The sequence below is a fragment of the Ochrobactrum sp. Marseille-Q0166 genome (assembly GCF_014397025.1).
GTDB lineage: Bacteria > Pseudomonadota > Alphaproteobacteria > Rhizobiales > Rhizobiaceae > Brucella.
Map to the genome: position 1 here is coordinate 261382 of NZ_JACJUO010000001.1, position 17627 is coordinate 279008.

Below are 17627 nucleotides of genomic sequence, written 5' to 3' on the forward strand. Positions count from 1 at the left end.
GGAAGGCGACAAACTTACGCTCTTAATCCTCAGCGATTTCACGCCCGAGCAGCGAGGTCTGCAACAGTGCCCTCACACGGCTTTCCATTGTACGGGCGAGCGCTTTGCGATCCGTCTCGGCGCTCACCACAATCGGCTCACCAAAACGTATTTCAACATCAATCGCACCTTCTCGCAAAATACCTTTGAGATGCGGTATCAGCTGCACATCGCCGGGCCATGAGGCAATCGGGCGATGATAACGGCCCATCGCCATGCCATGCACGCCGGTATAGGCTATCGCGACAGGCTGAACGATCACCTCCGGCACACCTGCCTCGCGGATTGCTGCGTGCGCTGCTCCAAACAGGGCGGTTTTGAATGGCAGTACACGATTGCCATCTGATGTGGTGCCTTCAGGAAACAGCACCATGGCATCGCCATCAGCCAGACGCCTGGCAATGTCGGAGGTTTGTTCGCCAGTCTTGCCGCGCCGTTCTCGCTCGACAAAAACTGTTCGCTGCAGTACAGCAAAGAAACCAAATACCGGCCAGCTTTTAACTTCGGACTTGGCGATGAAAGACACCTGCCCGGTCGCCGAAAGAACGACGATATCGCTCCATGAGCTGTGATTGGCTACCAACAGCAGTGGCCGACCTTCCGGCATTTCACCGACAACCGTGATCCGAAAACCAAACAGACGTGCAACAATGCGATGGAAAAAATTCGGCAGACGACGCTTCCATGTGTTTTTGAGTTTAAGAAACACATATTGCACGGGAATAAGCGAAAGGCTGAGCGTCACCATAGCCGCAACAACCAGAATGATACGGATCACACTAATCATTTTGGCTTCACCAGATCGCGTCGCAGAATGAAAGCTGATGAGCGGCCATTCGCCGTTTCGTAATAGGCGGGGCGATCACCAACCTTGTTGAAACCCATCCGACGATAAAGAGCCAGTGCCGCGACATTGTTTTCATCGACTTCCAGAAACAGCGTATCTGCGCGTTCCTGATAAAGATAACGCAGCACCGCATCCATCAACGAGCGACCAACACCTTGTTTGCGCACCTCATCGGAAACCGCAATCGTCAGAATTTCCGCCTCGCCCGCGACCAGTCTCGCCAAGACAAAGCCGCAAGCCTCGCCGGGCTTGCCCTCGGGTCTCGCAACAAAGCCAAATACCGAATCCTGTGCAATGAGCGAACGGAAATCATCCGAACTCCAGCCATGATGAAAAGCCAGCACATGAATACGCTGAATTTCGCCACTATCCTGTACGCACAGCGGCTCAATCGAAACGGGTCTACGGCCAAAGCGCCCAAGCACAAAGCTCATCATGACGCTATTCCTCACCCGCCTTGCGCGGCAGTGCAAAACCCGACTGTGGCTTCACATCAGGGCCTCGCATGTAAAGCGGCTTTGGTGCCTCCCCCGGCTCATGCAAGGCTGCGATCTTTGCATAAGTACCGATACGTGCTGTCGGCTCAACGCGCGCAACACTGAAAGAAGCTGCAAGAGTGTCATTGAGTGCCATAGCAGCCGACCCCACCAGAACCGTGTCGGAAGGCTGTCGCTGAATAAGCGCCAGCGCTTCCTCACGCGCGAGCACCATCGGACCCGTTACGGCCACTGCGTCAGCACCAAAGGCTTGAGCATAAATCTCGCCGCGATGCGCTTCCAGCAGAACCAGAACAGGCTGACCGGGATGGCTGACTGTCACGTCCGATGCAAGCGCATCAAACGCACTCACTCCAATAGCCGGACAGCCAAGCGCGAGTGCAAAACCACGTGCAGCCGACACGCCAATCCGCACGCCGGTAAAGGAACCGGGACCAACATTGACGGCAACACGATCAAGATCAGCCATAGTAATTCCGGACTGCGTCATTGCCTGCTCTATATAGTCCATCAGGACTTCGGCATGGCCCTTGCCGATATTCTGGCTAACTTCAGCTAGAACCGTATCATTGCCAGAATCATAGACTGCGGCAGCACACCAGGAAGAGGCGGTATCGAGGGCAAGTATCTTCATGAGCCATCGGGTAAATCAGAAATCGTCCTGCGACAAGCAAAACACATGAAATGATGAAAATTTAACGGAGCTTGCGGGAACAAATTGCTGAGACAAGCGTTTTAAAACTGGATGTGGGGGTGAATTCAATGACCCTATCCAAACCGGCCTTATATGGAGATCCGGCGGGGGCGGTTTAAGAAAGCTAATCTGCTTTCACTCAGGGATATATCAGTCACTGATAGATGAGTCGGATCGTGCAAAGGATATGAGGATCAAATGTCCAAGAAGTCGATGCATGCAACCCGCAACGACCTTCCCTCCAATACCAAGACTACGATGATAGCACTGCTGAATGAAAATCTGGCAGCGACCATTGATCTTGCCCTCATCACCAAACAGGCGCACTGGAACCTCAAGGGTCCGCAGTTTATCGCGGTGCATGAATTGCTTGATACATTCCGTAGTGATCTCGACGATCATGTGGACACGATTGCGGAGCGCGCTGTGCAACTTGGCGGTACAGCCTATGGCACGACACAGGTTGTCGCGAAAGATTCCAAACTCAAGGCCTATCCGACCGATATCTATGCTGTACACGATCATTTGGCAGCACTGATCGAACGCTATGGTGATGTTGCCAACCTCGTGCGTCAGTCAATCAAAGATGCCGATGAGGCAGGCGACGATACCACTGCGGATATCTTCACTGCGGCATCGCGAAGCTTGGACAAGGCGCTGTGGTTCCTGGAAGCCCACGTTCAGGAAAAGAACTGATTTTGGTGCCTTGAGGACCTTAAAAAGCCCGGCTTAAAGCCGGGCTTTTCATTTGAAACAATCATTTGGCCCATTCGCCGCCGCGCATGACAGGCTCGCTGCTGCCATCCGCGTTGATGCCATCAACATCGATCTTGTCGGAACCGATCATCCAGTCGATGTGGATAAGGCTTGAATTGCCGCCCTGCGCTTTGATCTGTTCCGGCGACAGATTTGCACCATCAACAAAACATTTCGAATAGCACTGGCCGAGCGCGATGTGGCTGGCCGCATTTTCATCAAACAACGTGTTATAGAACAGAAGCCCACTCTGCGAAATTGGCGAGGAATGCGGAACAAGTGCGACTTCACCGAGACGACGTGCGCCCTCGTCGGTATCCAGAACTTTGTTCAGCACCTCTTCGCCACGGCTGGCCCTGGCTTCGACAATGCGTCCGCCTTCAAAGCGCACGGAGATATTATCGATCAGCGTACCCTGATGCGACAGCGGCTTGGTGCTCGATACATAGCCCTCAACGCGCAGCGCATGTGGTGTAGTGAAGACTTCTTCGGTCGGGATATTCGGGTTGCAGGTAATGCCATTCTTGGCGGTGGAGGCACCACCATGCCATTCATGGCCATCGGCAAGACCAACCGTCAAGTCTGTGCCCGGTCCCTTGAAATGCAGCGCGCTGTAAGCCTTACCATTCAGGAAGCGCGTGCGGGTTCGCAATGCGGCGTTATGTGCAGCCCATGCACCAACCGGATCGGCGACATCGACGCGGGAGGCTGCAAAAATCGCATCGGCCAATTTGCGGGTCGCAACATCTTCTGCATCATCGGGGAACATCAGCTTCGCCCATTCCGGGTTAGGATAGGAAACTATATTCCAGTTGATGTCGAAACCGGCAATCTTTTCCAGCGCTGGCTGGTAGGCTTTCGAATTAGCGCGGTTGGCGCGTGAAACCTTTGCAGGGTCTTGGGCAGACAACAGCATTGGATTGTCGGCAGCGATAGCCAGACGTGCTGCACCATTGGCATAAGCCTTGGCCATACCTTCATAGAGCCAGCCAGCGGCGCGATCAAAACTCTCATCCGACGCATTTTCATACCGTGCCAGCGCGATTGCATCATCGGAGAAAAATGGCGTTACAACGCCTGCTCCGGCCTTATAGGCGTGTTTTGCGATCAGACGCACCAGCGGCAGGGCCACGACAGGTGCCGTGATGACCAGATCCTGCCCCTCCCGCAATTGCAGCCCGACGCGCACGGCAACTTCGGCCAGACGTTCGAGTTTTACCGGATCGATGACGGGAGCATTATTGTCATGTGCCATATGGCTGCAAGCCTCGTGTTTGAAAGAATCAGTGGCAGTTTAGAGCGCTTTTCAATCTAATTGCATCAGATAAGCGCCTTAACTCCTTTTGGGCGCAAATCTTGTCTGAAAACTGCTTCGCACTTTTCAGAACGTGCCAGGAAAAATGGCTTAATTTCACTGCGCTTTTTCACGCCACTGCGCTATATTCAAATCGCGGTCGATTGAAACTTTTATTCAATGAGAGCAACGGCTATGAAGAAAAGCGTGCTTATTATCCTCGGTGTGGCTGGCCTGCTTGCTGGTTGTCAGACCATGACACCAGAACAACGCCGCGCCGCCGACGAACAGGCTTGTCGCGGCTACGGTTTTAAACAGAAATCGGACGCATTTGCGAATTGCCTGATGCGGCTTGATCTCGACCGCCGCGCAGATCGTCGCGAATGGCAGAACAGAGCTGATTTCTACGACAGGCCGATGGTAATTTATCAGCCCGTTCCGGTAGCAGTGCCTGTGAAATGAAAAAAGCGCCCTCTCAAGGGCGCTTTTCAATTTCTCGTTCAACAGAATTCTCAGAGCGGCGATTCCGGGCGTTCCTGCGCGAGAAGCATTGCGCCTATGGCATCTACATGCTTCTTGTCGGCAGCATATCCCAGTGACACATTCTGTACAGATGGCGCTGTTTCACCAAAAGTCGGCTGATAACTTGCAACCTGCATCAGACCAGGCTTTTCAGCAGGTTTCACAGGAAGTGTCGCCAGTCGATCACCACGCGCCTGTGGACCGACACCACCGTTTTGCTGTGCCTCGTTGGTCTTTGCAGCTTCAGCCAAAGCGACCTGTACCGTTGGCTGAGCCTCTGGAACAGTCCCATCCTGCTGTGTCGTCACGTTATAAAACGGTCCTTCAGGCATAGAGGGCGACTGTGGCGTTGATACGTAAGCGAGATTGTAAGGCGTCTGGGGAACCGGGTTCTGCAATTCACCGTCACGACCACGCTTTTCGTAGAAAGAATTTCCACCGGCGACCAGGACATAGTGCATGTTATTATAAGGGAATTTGAGCCCCGCGGTATGGAAGAACATCGAGTTCTTCAGGGACGGATGGCGCTTACCCTTAAGCACAGCATCGGCTGCAGCCTGAACATCCGGCAGAGCCTTTGAATTCATTTTACGGGTCAGAACGCCGGGAGCGAACTGGTTCTTCTGACCGACAACGCCGCAAATCGTATCCGGATAGCTCCCTGATGCGAGGCGGTTCATAACCACCGTACCAACGGCCATCAGACCATCAGGACTCGAACGGTTCGATTCAAAGAACATCGCACGCTCGAGGCATTCCCTGTCTCTGGCGGTGTATGTGAAAGTCTTGACGCCATTGACCGTCTTGACGTGGCTGGCCGCCGTCTTTTCGGTTTTTGTCTTGGTCGTACCACTGGTCGTCGTGCAACCCGCCACCAAAAATGGTGCCGCGAGCAAACCCAGAATAACCAATGGTTTCTTTGTGGAAGCGCGCGTCAAAGGCTCAATCTCTTAATTTGCATCATTACGACCCTTAATTGATCCAGTCTGATTTCACTTCTTGAAAGCACTTCAAAAAAAGCCGCTACATCAGGCTGGCGTTCAAGCCAAATCGAACGAAAACTAAAATTCAAACGTCTTGCTAATCTTCTTGCCGTGCAAGGATTGCGGATTTTTAGGCAAAAACAAGGCAAAAAATCATATTTCAAAATCGGAGTTATTGCGGAAAACACAGCTTCAGCAACTCGAATCTCCGCTTACCCTTATGTGCTAAGCCATTCTAAATTATTAATAAATAGTTAAAGTATTTATTCAAAACTCATAAGCTGTTGATTACACGCGATTCATTTACCATACGATACGCACCATATGACTGCCTTAATTCGTTAAAGCTTTAACATCCTACTAAGCCTCAGAAATCGACTATGAAAAAACCAGAAATAATTTCGCATACAAGAACCTGCTTACCTTTGGTCAACTTTGTGAAATAATCTGTAACATCGTGTGACATGTGTGATTATGGAACCGTTTTCCCTTAAAAATTACGAATCGGAATGAGTTTTCCAATAGAAAAAAGCCCGCCGCCAGTCAGGCAACGGACCATCATCAAGCTTCGAATAATCCTAAATGATCACCCAAATGAATAGCCTGCACCGCGAACCGTGCGGATCGGATCGAGTGTACGGCCAATATTGATTGCCTTGCGCAGACGCCCCACATGGACATCGACGGTGCGGTCATCAACATAAATATCCGGTCCCCAGACGCCATCCAATAGCTGACTGCGCGAAAAGACCCGTCCCGGAGACATCATGAAATATTCGAGTAAACGGAACTCTGTCGGTCCAAGACGAATTTCTTTTTCCTTGCGATAAACACGATGCTGCTGACGGTCGAGCACAAGCTCGCCAACTTTAAGCACATGCGAGAGAACACTCGGATTGGCACGACGCAGCATGGCTTTGACGCGCGCCAGCAGTTCCGGTGTCGAAAAAGGCTTCACCACATAATCATCGGCACCAACACTCAAGCCCCGAACGCGCTCGCTTTCTTCGCCGCGCGCCGTCAGCATGATCACCGGCAGCCGCTCGGTTTCTGGCCATTGACGCAAGCGGCGGCATAGCTCGATGCCCGAAACCCCGGGCAACATCCAATCGAGAATAAGAAGGTCCGGCACGTTTTCACGCAGCGCAATCTCTGCTTCATCGCCGCGCAATATCGTATCGACGTGATATCCCTCGGCTTCGAGGTTATAGCGCAACAGCACGCTCAACGCTTCTTCGTCTTCAACCACAGCAATCTTGGGTGCCTGTGACATGCAGTGTTTCCTATAGAGTTAAGCCTGGTGGCACATGCAATTCCCCCGTTCGACCGCGTGCCGCCGCGCTTTTTTACATATTCCAATGGCTCACTGGATGGTTACAGCAAGCCATGCGTTCAGGATTTACGAGCCTCATCCACGACAATACCGTGGCTCAGATCTTCTTTCGGGCGTTCTGCAGGCATTTGAAGGCCAGTCACAATGTAATAGACCGTTTCAGCAATATTGGTGGCATGGTCGCCAATACGCTCTATGTTCTTGGCGCAGAACAGAAGATGCGTGCAGGCCGAAATGTTACGCGGGTCTTCCATCATATAGGTCAGAAGTTCGCGAAACAGCGACGTGTACATCGCGTCGATTTCATCGTCACGATCGCGGACGATATTGATCTGCTGGACTGAACGTGTCGCATAGGCGTCGAGAACGTCTTTGAGCTGCGTCAGAGCAAGCTCTGCCAAGGTTTCAAGTCCCCGGTAAAGCTTGCCCGGTTGACGCGATTCCGAAACGGCGGCAACGCGCTTGGCAATATTCTTGCCGAGATCCCCTACACGCTCCAGATCGGCTGAAATACGGATGGAGCCAATGATTTCCCGCAAATCAACCGCCATTGGCTGACGCTTGGCGATGATCATTACGGCCTTGTCATCAATCTCGCGCTCGCTTGCATCGAGGATGAGATCGTCGGAGATAACCCGCTGCGCCAATGCGTTGTCGGCATTGACAATCGCCGCAACAGATTGCTCGACCATGCGTTCCGCATGACCGCCCATTTCGGCAATCTTGTGGGTTAGGAACTGAAGTTCTTCGTCGTATGCGCTAACAGTATGCTGAGACGCCATGATGGACCTCTGATTAAAAATGCAGGAAGCGGAACCACCGTCGGTTCGCGCCTTTGCCAAAATATTGTTTAGCCAAAACGACCAGTGATGTAGTCCTGCGTGCGCTTTTCTGTCGGCGCTGTGAACATCACGTCGGTGTCGCCAACTTCCACCAGATTGCCCAGATGGAACATGGCGGTACGCTGTGAAACACGTGCAGCCTGCTGCATCGAGTGGGTCACGATGACGATGGTATAGTTCTGACGCAGCTCGTCGATCAGCTCTTCGACCTTGGCCGTTGCAATCGGATCGAGTGCCGAGCAAGGTTCATCCATGAGGATCACTTCAGGGCTGACCGCAATCGCACGCGCAATGCACAGACGTTGCTGCTGACCGCCGGACAGGCCGGTTCCAGCATCGTGCAGGCGATCCTTCACCTCTTCAAAAAGACTGGCCTTCTTCAGGCTTGTGACAACGATTTCTTCGAGGTCTGTCTTATTACGAGCCAGTCCATGAATACGTGGGCCATAGGCCACGTTTTCAAAAATGGATTTTGGAAATGGGTTTGGCTTTTGGAACACCATACCAACGCGGGCCCGCAGTTCAACGACATCAATCTTCGGATCATAGATGTCTTCATTGTCGAGCGTAATCTTGCCGGTGATACGACAGCCTTCGATTGTATCGTTCATCCGGTTGAGCGAACGAAGGAAGGTGGATTTGCCACAACCAGAAGGGCCGATCAATGCTGTCACCATCTTTTCCGGTACGTCCAGATCGACTTCAAACAGAGCCTGTTTTTCGCCATAGAACACACAGACCTTGTCGCCACGCATTTTGATCGAAGGGGCGTTGGTGTTCATTTTTTCTCCTACGGCTTTTTCGAGAGATCTTTCGGTCATGAGATTCATCATTTCTCTCCCGTTTACCAGCGGCGCTCAAAGCGGCGGCGCAGAATAATTGCTGCAATGTTCATAACTGCCAGGAACAGGAGCAAGACGATAATAGCGCCTGATGTCCGTTCTACAAAGGCACGCTCGGCTTCATTAGCCCACATGAAAATCTGCACAGGCAGAGCCGTAGCAGGATCCATTGGGGTTGCAGGCATATTGGCAACGAAAGCCACCATGCCGATCAGTAGTAGCGGTGCGGTTTCACCCAGCGCTTGGGCAAGGCCGATAATCGTTCCGGTCAGAATGCCGGGGGCTGCGAGTGGCAGCACGTGGTGGAACACCATCTGCGTTTTCGATGCGCCAAGACCAAGCGCGGCAGAACGAATTGATGGCGGCACAGCACGAAGTGCAGAGCGTGTCGCAATGATGATGGTTGGAAGCGTCATCAGTGTCAGCACCAGACCACCAACGATAGACGCCGAACGCGGCAGATTGAAGAAATTGATGAACACCGCAAGCCCAAGCAAACCGAAAACAATCGATGGCACAGCAGCGAGATTGTTAATGTTGACTTCAATGAGGTCAGTCAGGCGGTTCTTCTTGGCATATTCTTCAAGATAGATTGAAGCGGCCACGCCGATTGGCAGGGCGAGCACCAGCACAATCATCATCATGTAGAAAGAACCAACCAGCGCAACACCCAGACCCGCGGTTTCAGGACGGCTCGAAGCGCCATTCGTGAAAAGACCCCAGTTGAAAGCTTCCCTCATCATGCCTTCATCGGTCAGGGTCTTGATCCAGGCAAACTGGCGGTCCGAAACCTTACGGTTTGCTTCCGGAACTGCGACATCGATCTGGCCCTTATAGGCAGAATCAATATCAGCGGCAGCGAGTACGGGAACGATCTGCGTTGTGCCAATCAGTGATGGATTATCCATCACCATCTGGCGCAGCTGAACACGCACACCATCCGAGAAAAAGCGTCCGACTTCACGCATTTCTGCTCGATTTGATGTCGGAACACCGAGCTTTTCAGCCAAAGCGTTACGCACCAGAAGTGGATAATTGGCGGTGATGAGCACATTCGGATCTGTTGCCAGTTTATTGCCCGGATCGATAACTTGTGCGTCAAGCTTGACCGGCAAATAGATTGTCGTCTGTCCGAAAGCTGTATAGCCCTTCGAGAAAACTGAAAACAAAAGCGCGCATAGAAAGAACACACCTATCGCAATGGCGACCACGCCATAGAGACGGAAGCGACGTTCAGCAGCGTAGCGACGCTTGATCCCGATATCGCGGCGCTGGGGCTTTGGTACCGCCGTGCCGGCATTGAGAGTTGAATCGGACATTATTCGTACTGCTCCCGGTACTTGCGGACGATATAGAGCGCAAAGATGTTCATAATCAGCGTCAGAACGAAGAGGGTGATACCCAACGCAAAGGCAACCAGCGTCTGCGGCGAGTCAAATTCAAGATCCCCCGTGAGCTGACTGACAATTTTCACAGTAATCGTCGTCATTGCTTCAAAGGGATTGGCGGAGAGACGTGCTGCAACGCCAGCTGCAAGAACCACAATCATGGTTTCACCAATCGCACGCGAGGCCGTCATCAGTAATGCACCGACAATGCCCGGAAGGGCTGCTGGCAGAACAACACGTTTGATTGTTTCAGAGCGCGTTGCGCCAAGACCAAGTGAGCCATCGCGGAGTGAACCGGGAACCGCTGTTATAATGTCGTCGGAAAGCGATGACACAAATGGGATCAGCATCACGCCCATTACAAGGCCAGCAGTCAGCACACTCTGCGCCATAATGAAACCCTGACCGCCAGCAATGGCAGCCGAAAGATCACGCAGGAACGGACCAACCGTTATCAATGCGAAGAAACCGTAAACAATAGTGGGGATACCAGCCAGAAGTTCAAGCACGGGCTTAACGACAGTACGAACACGCGGCGATGCATATTCGGCCATATAGATTGCCGAGAAAAGACCGACCGGCACCGCAAACAGCATGGCAACAAAAGCAATGTAAAGTGTGCCAGCCAAAAGGGGGATCAGCCCGAACTGTCCGACTTCACCACCTGAACCGGCAGCTGCAAAGCGTGGGTCCCAGACCGTCCCAAAGAAGAAGTCCATCGGGGCAACCGACTGGAAGAAGCTCACTGTCTGGAACAGAACAGAGAACACGATGCCGATAGTTGTGAGAATTGCGATACCGGATGCAGCGATCAACCCCCAAAGAACAATGCGCTCGACATTGTTGCGTGCACGTGTGCGGCGCTTGATGCCGGAAAGACCGAAAATCAGGCCAGCAACCGCAATAACCAGGGCAATTGCGCTGCCAACGGTGTGGGAAACCTTACTCGCTTTATCAAGGAACAGAGCAACCGGGACCATATAGTCCTGACCTTCTGTTGCAAGCGCCACGCCTTTTGAGCCGAGAACATCACGCGCTTCCTTGTAAGTCTGCGGGAAACTGCCGATTTCAGCCGGCGTCAGCTTTTGTATACCATCAGAAAGACTGCGGATCATGCTGAGCTGCAGACTCCGCTCAGAATATGAACCATCTTCAACGGCGACAGGCATGCGTGCTGTCGCGGTGTGATCCAGATAAACGGATGTGCCAACTGCCCAGACTGCCAGAAAAAGCACAGCAGGCAATGCGGAAACGAGGAAAACCCACCAACCATGATAAAGTGGGCGGGAATGCATTTTCTCTGCGCTTGAGCCTGCAGATTTGGCAGGTTGCGCCTTATCAATTGCAACGGCGCGCTGACGACCTATGAAAAATCCGATCAGTCCGATTGCAACGACACTGACGAGAACCAGAAAGAAGGACATTCAATTTCCCCGGTTGCCCCTAAAAATGCGAAAGCAGCCAGAACTGCAAAATGTGCAGCAAACCGCTTCCACGCGAATGCGCTTGTCTTATAGAACACGCGCGAAAGAGAAAGAACGCGGGGTGTAATGATCCCCACGTTCCACAGATCAAACCTTACTTGACAGCAATAACCTTGCCTTCAGTAAAGGAAGCGCGCTGTGCTTCACGTTCTGCATCTGGAGCTGGCACCAGACCATATTCAGCAAGCGGGCCGTCCGGGCCGACCATCTGCTCGGACAGGAAGAAATCTACATATTCCTTAAGACCCGGAATAACGCCGAGATGTGCCTTCTTTACATAGAAGAACAGCGGGCGCGAAACCGGATATTCACCCGAAGCAACGGTTTCAGCCGTTGGCGTCACACCATTAACAGTTGCAACCTTGAGCTTGTCAGCATTGTTTTCGAAGAAGTAGAGGCCGAAAACGCCAACGCCCTGCTTGTTGGAACCGATGCGAGCCAGCGTTTCGCTGTAATCGCCATCGATATCGACAGCCTTGCCGTCTTTACGGACAGCGATACAGGCAGCAGCTGAAGCTTTGTCATCGAGACCAGTCTTCTTGATTTCTTCAAGAGCGCCCGATGCTTTGCAACCGTCAGCCAGCAGTTTTTCTTCAAAAACTTCACGTGTACCGTGCTTCTCGCCAGGAATATAGGCTGCAATGTCCCAATCCGGCAGGTCTGCATTGACCTGGTTCCATTTGCTGTTTGGATTGTCCACAAGCTTGCCATCGACGATAACCTTCGCAGCAAGTGCCTTATAAAGGTCTACCGGAGTGAGCTTCCAATCCGGGCCATTTACGTCGGTCGCAAAAACGATACCATCATAACCGAAACGGACTTCCTGAACGTCCTTCACGCCAGCACCGATGCAAGATTTGAGTTCGCTGTCCTTCATGGCGCGCGACGCATTGGCGATATCAATGGTGTTTTCACCAACGCCTTTGCAGAACTCCTTGATACCTGCGCCCGAGCCGCCCGATTCAATAACCGGCGTCTTGAAGTTAGGATAGGTTTCGCCAAATGTTTCACCAACGATCTTTGCATAAGGCAGAACGGTGGAGGAGCCGGAAACCTGAATCTGTTCGCGTGCGTTTGCAGCTGAAACCGACAGGACTGCTGCTATTGCAAGCGCTGCGGTCGAGGAAATCATCTTATTCATGAGTACCAGTCCCTATTGTAAAAGACACATGACGTGAAAGCGTCAGCAGCCATCTACGCGCTCTATATAACAGTCATATGACAGTCGTGTTACAGCTTTGTATCATTCGCATCTGCACGCAAATTTGTGATGTAATATGCATTTTTGCTAATATTGCTCATGGTGAGACAACGATCACTCACCGGGGCGTGACAGAACATATATTGCCGAGCCGAGCATAAAGATTGTGACGCTGGCAGCGAGTAACGGACCGGGCTGTGCCGCCCACCAGAACATGCCGTAGCCGAATGCCATACCGAGACAGGCATAGAGTTTCGCTCTTGGCGGAATAGCGCCCCGCTCTCGCCATTTGATAATCATTGGGCCGAAACGTGGATCAGCCAGCAGGCGCGCCTCAAACTTTGGCGAAGAACGTGCAAAAAACCATGCCGCGAGAATAATGAAGATAGTCGTTGGCATCACCGGGAGAATTGCCCCGATAATGCCCAGCGCCAGCATAAGGAAGCCGAGACAAAGATACAGAATACGCTGACCCGCCGCGATTGGCGGCAGTTCTTTGTCAGCATCGTTCTTTTGCGCCTTATCCTGCATGACATTCCATTCTGAAGATGAGCGCTTATAGCAGGATTTTGGATTCTGAATGCATAGGACACGTGAACAAAACTGCGTCATCACGCAGGTTTTCAACAAAAGTTACAGCAAGGACTCCAAACTTGATCGTCAAAACAGCACCCATAGGTTGCATTTTTCGCGAAAAAGGCCGGATTTTGTCATCTTATGGGTTCCGATGGAAAACTAGCCATACAAATAAAAATTGTATTGGCTCGGCTAGGGCATCGCCCTGTCCTAAGCAAATTTGCCTGAGGATCACGCTTAAAAACATGAATCAAGGCAGTCAACCTCCAAATCCTAACGAATCGTAAGCAGATTTACACAGATAATGAGATTCAATCCAAAATATTCCTGATTTCTTCTTAATAGTCTAAATAAACAACGCTGAGTATAGGATGATATTCCGCTGAGATAATCGATTCCAACCGCGCGTTATACACTCAATAACATCACGCCATCGCCACATTTAGATTCCAGTTGGCACCGGCCTTTATAAGTCATGACTGTGAAGGCCTCTCGAAACGACTATTGGAATCACAATGAACTTCAAAATCCGTATGGCTATGCTCGCCGTTGCAACAACCGGTCTGTTCTCGATCACCGCAATGGAAGCTCAAGCTGCGCGCTGTGGCGGTGCTTCCTGGTATGCGCTGACCTCCCGCACGGCATCGGGCGAACGCATGAACCCAGCCGGTTTGACTGCAGCGCACAAAACATTGCCACTGGGCACCAAGGTTAAAGTGACCAATCAGCGCAATGGCAAATCGCTTGTCGTGCGCATCAATGACCGCGGGCCTTTTATCAAAGGACGCGTGCTTGATCTCTCCAAGGGTGCGGCTCAGCGCCTTGGTTTCGTGAGTGCAGGCCATACCAACGTGTGCTTCACACCACTCTAAATATTTGTTTTAATACACTATATTGAAACCGCTATGGCAGCCATAGCGGTTTTTTTGTTTCCATTAACACACGCAAAAGATGCATAAAATCCGCGACACTCGTGTTAACCATTAATTAAGAAGTTGGGCGAAGGCGCCACAGTCTTAATTGACTCAGGTCATGTTTCATATTTTAACTTTTCGTTAATAAATGCCCGTCGCGGGCTGTGAAAAGGGCGTTGAGTATGTTTTGTGTAGTTCGCTCAGGTTTGAAGTTTATCGCTGCTGCCAGCATCGGCATTGCTGCCCTGACGTTCAGCTTTGGTGCACAGGCTGGTTCCGGCGCCTTCATGCAGACCGGCAAACTGACCTCACAGCCAATCGGCCATTACGAATTCTGCAAGCGCGAGACCGCTGAATGCAACATCGTCAGCCGTGATACGCGCGCCCTCTCACTCAACAACAGCAACTGGCAGCTTATCCAGACCGTCAATCTTTCGGCTAATGAACGCATTAAGCCGATGACCGATATGGAAATCTACGGCGTTGAGGAATATTGGGCTTACCCGACCACTGTTGGTGATTGCGAAGACTATGTTCTGCTCAAGCAGCGTGAACTGGCGAAAGCCGGCATTCCGATGACCGACCTGCTGATCACCGTTGTTCGCAAGCCAGACGGTGAAGGCCATGCAGTTCTGACCGTTCGCACGGATCGTGGCGATTTCGTTCTCGACAATCTGACTGATGAAGTTCTGCGCTGGGATGAAACCGAATACACCTACCTCAAGCGTCAGGCCTCAAACAATACCGGCCGTTGGGTCAGCATTGAAAGCCCGGATAACCTGTTGGTTGGTTCGGTTAAGTAAACAGACGAACAACGTATGAGAGCGCAGGGCCGGAGAGTTTTTGACTCTCCGGCCCTCGCTTTTCAACGTATGCCGCAGCTGAACTATTTCCTGCACAATCAAACTGGATTAAACTCTGATTCTGGCCTCTTCCAAGCCTCCCCCCTCCAATCGGGAAAGCGTTTTTCATGCGGGAAATCCAACCATCGAAACAACTGTTCGAGCGAAAGCATGAGGAGGGATTGCTGTTATGCCTCGCATAGGAGGTTTTGATGAAATTATCGGCTCCGGTCTATCATTTGAAACGCCGCGCAAAACTTATGTCGCGTAATGAGAATATCCCGCTCCATGCAGCATTGGATCGCGTTGCCACGCGCGAAGGCTTCAAAAGCTGGAGTATGCTGACACACAAACAATCAGACAAGATTTCAGCGGCAGCTTTGTATACGCGCCTCCACTCTGGCGATCTGGTTCTGGTGGGGGCACGCCCGGGCCATGGCAAAACACTGCTGAGCCTTGAAATCCTCATCGAGGCGATGAGAAAGGGGCAGCGAGGTCTGTTCTTCTCTCTCGATTACACGCGAAAAGATATCGCCAAGCGATTTGATATGCTTGGTGTCGATGAGCGTGATTTTAACGATCTGTTTGTGTTCGACGCATCTGAGGCAATCAGCGCCGATTACATCATGGAACAGTCGCACGGTGAACCACGTGGCACCTGCGTCGTCGTTGATTATCTGCAACTGTTGGATCAAAAGCGTGACAAGCCGGAACTGATGCTTCAGATCCGCGCTTTAAAAGCTTTTGCAAACGACAAAGGCATGACCATTCTTTGCATCTCGCAGATCGACCGCTCGTTTGATGTCGAGATCAAAGCCTGCCCGGATTTAAACGATGTGCGCCTTCCCAATCCGCTTGACCTGTCATTGTTCAGCAAAGCCTGTTTTCTCCATAATGGCATCGTGACCCTTCAGGCAAACTGAACCAATGAAGATCAGCACTTCTGTGGCGATTTTTACGCCACGGAAGACAGCCTCTCTGCACCCATGCGATAGGAAATCGCGCCCGCGAGATGGATGCGGCTGACCTGATCAACACCATCCAGATCAGCCAGCGTGCGCGCAACCTTCAGAATGCGATGATAGGCACGCGCAGAAAAGCGCATCTGCTCGCTGGCATCGCGCAGCAGCTTTATACCAGCCGCATCCGGCTTTGCCACGTCCTCAATCAAATTTGCCGAAGCATGAGCATTGGTCATCCACGTATCAAGCCCGAGAGCCGCATAGCGCGCACTCTGGATCGCGCGGGCCCTCGCCACGCGCTTGGCAACGCTCTCGCTTCGTTCAGCCTGCGAAGGCTGTATAAGATCAAGCGCGGAGACCGCAGGCATATCAACACGCAAATCGATACGGTCCAGTAATGGCCCGGAAATCCGTGCCTGATAATCGCTCTGGCAGCGCGGACCGCGAGCGCATGTATGCCCTGGCTCTCCTGCCATGCCACAACGACAGGGATTCATAGCTGCGATCAACTGAAATCGGGCCGGATAGCTGGTCCGATGATTGACGCGCGCAATCATGCATTCGCCGGTTTCAAGGGGCTGTCGCAAGGAATCCAGAACCTGCGGTGTGAACTCGGGAAATTCGTCCAGAAACAACACACCATTATGCGCCAGTGATACCTCGCCCGGCCTTGCCCGCAAGCCACCACCGACCATTGCCGCCATCGATGCCGAATGATGCGGTGCGCGAAACGGTCGCCGATCTGACAATTTTCCACCCGAAAGTTCACCCGCGATAGACGCGATCATTGATACGTCGAGCAGCTCGCGTGGGCTGAGTTTGGGCAGTATCGAAGGCAGGCGCTGTGCCAGCATGGACTTGCCAGATCCCGGCGGCCCGACCAGCAGCAGATTGTGATTGCCTGCGGCAGCAATCTCCAGTGCGCGCTTGGCTGTTTCCTGTCCCTTTATGTCGGCAAGATCAGGCTGTACTTCGCTTGAAACACGCATTGAGGGTTCTGGTGGAGTCAGCACTTGAGTGCCTTTGAAATGGTTTGCCAGTGCAATCAAGCTACGGGGTGCAAGAATATCAATTTCAGCGCCTGCCCATGCCGCTTCCGAGCCACAAGCATGAGGACAAATCAGTCCCTTATCCTCACGGTTGGCGCTGATTGCTGCGGGCAGCACACCTGCAACCGCGGTTATCGAGCCGTCCAGCGAGAGTTCTCCCAGCACCATATAAGATTGAATCGCATCGGCTGGAATGGCACCAATGGCTGCCATAAGGCCCACGGCAATCGGTAGATCGTAATGCGAACCTTCTTTTGGCAGATCAGCAGGAGCAAGGTTGATTGTTACCCGCTTGGTGGGCATTGAAAGGCCAGAAGCGTGGAGAGCCGCCTGCACCCGCTCCCGGCTTTCAGCAACAGCCTTGTCGGGCAGGCCGACAATCGACATACCCATCTTGCCCGGCGCCACCATCACCTGCACATCGACAGGCACTGCCTCTATGCCTTGAAAGGCAACCGTCCCCACGCGCGCTACCATATGCCCCCGCATAAAACGCAGCACAGCTATAAAGTGAGCAAGTGCTTAAATACAACTATAGGATTTAAGCATTTTTGACAGACAC

18 protein-coding genes are annotated in these 17627 nt (G+C 52.2%); 5 read left to right on the forward strand and 13 right to left on the reverse strand.

Going from position 1 to position 17627, the window contains the following annotated elements; translation table 11 throughout:
• Positions 1–22: 22 nt before the first annotated feature.
• The 3 genes from H5024_RS01195 to tsaB are packed head-to-tail and all read right to left on the reverse strand — an operon-like array spanning position 23 to position 2017.
• On the reverse strand, positions 23–826 hold the full coding sequence (locus H5024_RS01195; protein ID WP_187543650.1) for a 1-acyl-sn-glycerol-3-phosphate acyltransferase: 804 nt from the start codon (positions 824–826) through the stop codon (positions 23–25).
• Entirely contained in the window at positions 823–1323 is a 501-nt protein-coding gene (rimI, locus tag H5024_RS01200) for a ribosomal protein S18-alanine N-acetyltransferase (RefSeq protein WP_187543651.1), read from the reverse strand. The genes H5024_RS01195 and rimI overlap by 4 nt, the downstream gene beginning before the upstream one ends.
• Before the next feature lie 4 nt (positions 1324–1327).
• Positions 1328–2017 (reverse strand): tRNA (adenosine(37)-N6)-threonylcarbamoyltransferase complex dimerization subunit type 1 TsaB, encoded by a 690-nt coding sequence (tsaB, locus tag H5024_RS01205; RefSeq protein ID WP_187543652.1) that lies wholly within the window; start codon positions 2015–2017, stop codon positions 1328–1330.
• Positions 2018–2275: 258 nt separating this feature from the next.
• On the opposite strand from tsaB, the gene dps reads away from it, so the two are divergent.
• Positions 2276–2773, forward strand: a complete 498-nt coding sequence (dps, locus tag H5024_RS01210; protein WP_187543653.1) for a DNA starvation/stationary phase protection protein Dps — start codon at positions 2276–2278, stop codon at positions 2771–2773.
• Between the two features lie 61 nt (positions 2774–2834).
• On the opposite strand, the gene H5024_RS01215 is transcribed toward dps, so the two are convergent.
• Complete coding sequence (locus tag H5024_RS01215) at positions 2835–4088, reverse strand: aminopeptidase (RefSeq protein WP_187543654.1); 1254 nt, start codon at positions 4086–4088, stop codon at positions 2835–2837.
• A gap of 234 nt (positions 4089–4322) precedes the next feature.
• On the opposite strand from H5024_RS01215, the gene H5024_RS01220 reads away from it, so the two are divergent.
• A complete protein-coding gene (locus tag H5024_RS01220; protein WP_187543655.1) occupies positions 4323–4589 on the forward strand; it encodes a hypothetical protein in 267 nt (88 codons plus the stop codon).
• A gap of 50 nt (positions 4590–4639) precedes the next feature.
• On the opposite strand, the gene H5024_RS01225 is transcribed toward H5024_RS01220, so the two are convergent.
• The 8 genes from H5024_RS01225 to H5024_RS01260 all read right to left on the reverse strand — a co-directional run bounded on the left by H5024_RS01225 (position 4640) and on the right by H5024_RS01260 (position 13253).
• The gene (locus H5024_RS01225) at positions 4640–5587 is read right to left on the reverse strand and encodes a cell wall hydrolase (protein WP_187543656.1); all 948 of its coding nucleotides are present in this window, start codon (positions 5585–5587) and stop codon (positions 4640–4642) included.
• Between the two features lie 631 nt (positions 5588–6218).
• Complete coding sequence (gene phoB / locus H5024_RS01230) at positions 6219–6905, reverse strand: phosphate regulon transcriptional regulator PhoB (RefSeq protein WP_187543657.1); 687 nt, start codon at positions 6903–6905, stop codon at positions 6219–6221.
• A gap of 119 nt (positions 6906–7024) precedes the next feature.
• Entirely contained in the window at positions 7025–7747 is a 723-nt protein-coding gene (gene phoU, locus H5024_RS01235; protein ID WP_187543658.1) for a phosphate signaling complex protein PhoU, read from the reverse strand.
• 68 nt (positions 7748–7815) lie between these two features.
• Complete coding sequence (pstB, locus tag H5024_RS01240; protein WP_247875197.1) at positions 7816–8589, reverse strand: phosphate ABC transporter ATP-binding protein PstB; 774 nt, start codon at positions 8587–8589, stop codon at positions 7816–7818.
• A gap of 62 nt (positions 8590–8651) precedes the next feature.
• Positions 8652–9968, reverse strand: coding sequence for a phosphate ABC transporter permease PstA (gene pstA, locus H5024_RS01245; protein ID WP_187543659.1), 1317 nt, complete (start codon positions 9966–9968; stop codon positions 8652–8654).
• Positions 9968–11461, reverse strand: coding sequence for a phosphate ABC transporter permease subunit PstC (pstC, locus tag H5024_RS01250; RefSeq protein WP_187543660.1), 1494 nt, complete (start codon positions 11459–11461; stop codon positions 9968–9970). Before pstC ends, pstA begins: the two co-directional genes overlap by 1 nt.
• 154 nt (positions 11462–11615) lie before the next feature.
• Positions 11616–12662: a substrate-binding domain-containing protein gene (locus H5024_RS01255; RefSeq protein ID WP_187543661.1), complete on the reverse strand. Its 1047-nt coding sequence runs from the start codon at positions 12660–12662 to the stop codon at positions 11616–11618.
• Positions 12663–12836: 174 nt separating this feature from the next.
• The gene (locus tag H5024_RS01260) at positions 12837–13253 is read right to left on the reverse strand and encodes a YbaN family protein (protein ID WP_187543662.1); all 417 of its coding nucleotides are present in this window, start codon (positions 13251–13253) and stop codon (positions 12837–12839) included.
• Positions 13254–13813: 560 nt separating this feature from the next.
• Between H5024_RS01260 and H5024_RS01265 the strand changes: the two genes are divergently transcribed.
• From H5024_RS01265 to H5024_RS01275, 3 genes are all read left to right on the forward strand, one after another.
• Positions 13814–14170 carry a septal ring lytic transglycosylase RlpA family protein gene (locus tag H5024_RS01265; RefSeq protein ID WP_187543663.1) on the forward strand — a complete coding sequence of 119 codons (357 nt, stop codon included), beginning with the start codon at positions 13814–13816 and terminating at the stop codon, positions 14168–14170.
• Between the two features lie 224 nt (positions 14171–14394).
• A complete protein-coding gene (locus H5024_RS01270; RefSeq protein WP_187543664.1) occupies positions 14395–15015 on the forward strand; it encodes a transglutaminase-like cysteine peptidase in 621 nt (206 codons plus the stop codon).
• 251 nt (positions 15016–15266) lie between these two features.
• Positions 15267–15977, forward strand: coding sequence for a DNA helicase (locus H5024_RS01275; protein ID WP_187543665.1), 711 nt, complete (start codon positions 15267–15269; stop codon positions 15975–15977).
• A gap of 32 nt (positions 15978–16009) precedes the next feature.
• Here H5024_RS01275 and H5024_RS01280 read toward each other — a convergent pair whose 3' ends face one another.
• Positions 16010–17542, reverse strand: coding sequence for a YifB family Mg chelatase-like AAA ATPase (locus tag H5024_RS01280; protein WP_187543666.1), 1533 nt, complete (start codon positions 17540–17542; stop codon positions 16010–16012).
• Positions 17543–17627 lie beyond the last annotated feature (85 nt).

Coding starts and splice junctions, on each gene's coding strand:
- H5024_RS01270 (WP_187543664.1), top strand. CDS start 14,395: ATGTTTTGTGTAGTTCGCTCAGGTTTGAAGTTTATCGCTGCTGCCAGC.
- tsaB (WP_187543652.1), bottom strand. CDS start 2,017: ATGAAGATACTTGCCCTCGATACCGCCTCTTCCTGGTGTGCTGCCGCA.
- H5024_RS01280 (WP_187543666.1), bottom strand. CDS start 17,542: ATGGTAGCGCGCGTGGGGACGGTTGCCTTTCAAGGCATAGAGGCAGTG.
- H5024_RS01195 (WP_187543650.1), bottom strand. CDS start 826: ATGATTAGTGTGATCCGTATCATTCTGGTTGTTGCGGCTATGGTGACG.
- H5024_RS01275 (WP_187543665.1), top strand. CDS start 15,267: ATGAAATTATCGGCTCCGGTCTATCATTTGAAACGCCGCGCAAAACTT.
- H5024_RS01220 (WP_187543655.1), top strand. CDS start 4,323: ATGAAGAAAAGCGTGCTTATTATCCTCGGTGTGGCTGGCCTGCTTGCT.
- pstA (WP_187543659.1), bottom strand. CDS start 9,968: ATGTCCGATTCAACTCTCAATGCCGGCACGGCGGTACCAAAGCCCCAG.
- H5024_RS01255 (WP_187543661.1), bottom strand. CDS start 12,662: ATGAATAAGATGATTTCCTCGACCGCAGCGCTTGCAATAGCAGCAGTC.
- phoB (WP_187543657.1), bottom strand. CDS start 6,905: ATGTCACAGGCACCCAAGATTGCTGTGGTTGAAGACGAAGAAGCGTTG.
- rimI (WP_187543651.1), bottom strand. CDS start 1,323: ATGATGAGCTTTGTGCTTGGGCGCTTTGGCCGTAGACCCGTTTCGATT.
- H5024_RS01215 (WP_187543654.1), bottom strand. CDS start 4,088: ATGGCACATGACAATAATGCTCCCGTCATCGATCCGGTAAAACTCGAA.
- phoU (WP_187543658.1), bottom strand. CDS start 7,747: ATGGCGTCTCAGCATACTGTTAGCGCATACGACGAAGAACTTCAGTTC.
- H5024_RS01260 (WP_187543662.1), bottom strand. CDS start 13,253: ATGCAGGATAAGGCGCAAAAGAACGATGCTGACAAAGAACTGCCGCCA.
- pstB (WP_247875197.1), bottom strand. CDS start 8,589: ATGAACACCAACGCCCCTTCGATCAAAATGCGTGGCGACAAGGTCTGT.
- dps (WP_187543653.1), top strand. CDS start 2,276: ATGTCCAAGAAGTCGATGCATGCAACCCGCAACGACCTTCCCTCCAAT.
- H5024_RS01265 (WP_187543663.1), top strand. CDS start 13,814: ATGAACTTCAAAATCCGTATGGCTATGCTCGCCGTTGCAACAACCGGT.
- pstC (WP_187543660.1), bottom strand. CDS start 11,461: ATGTCCTTCTTTCTGGTTCTCGTCAGTGTCGTTGCAATCGGACTGATC.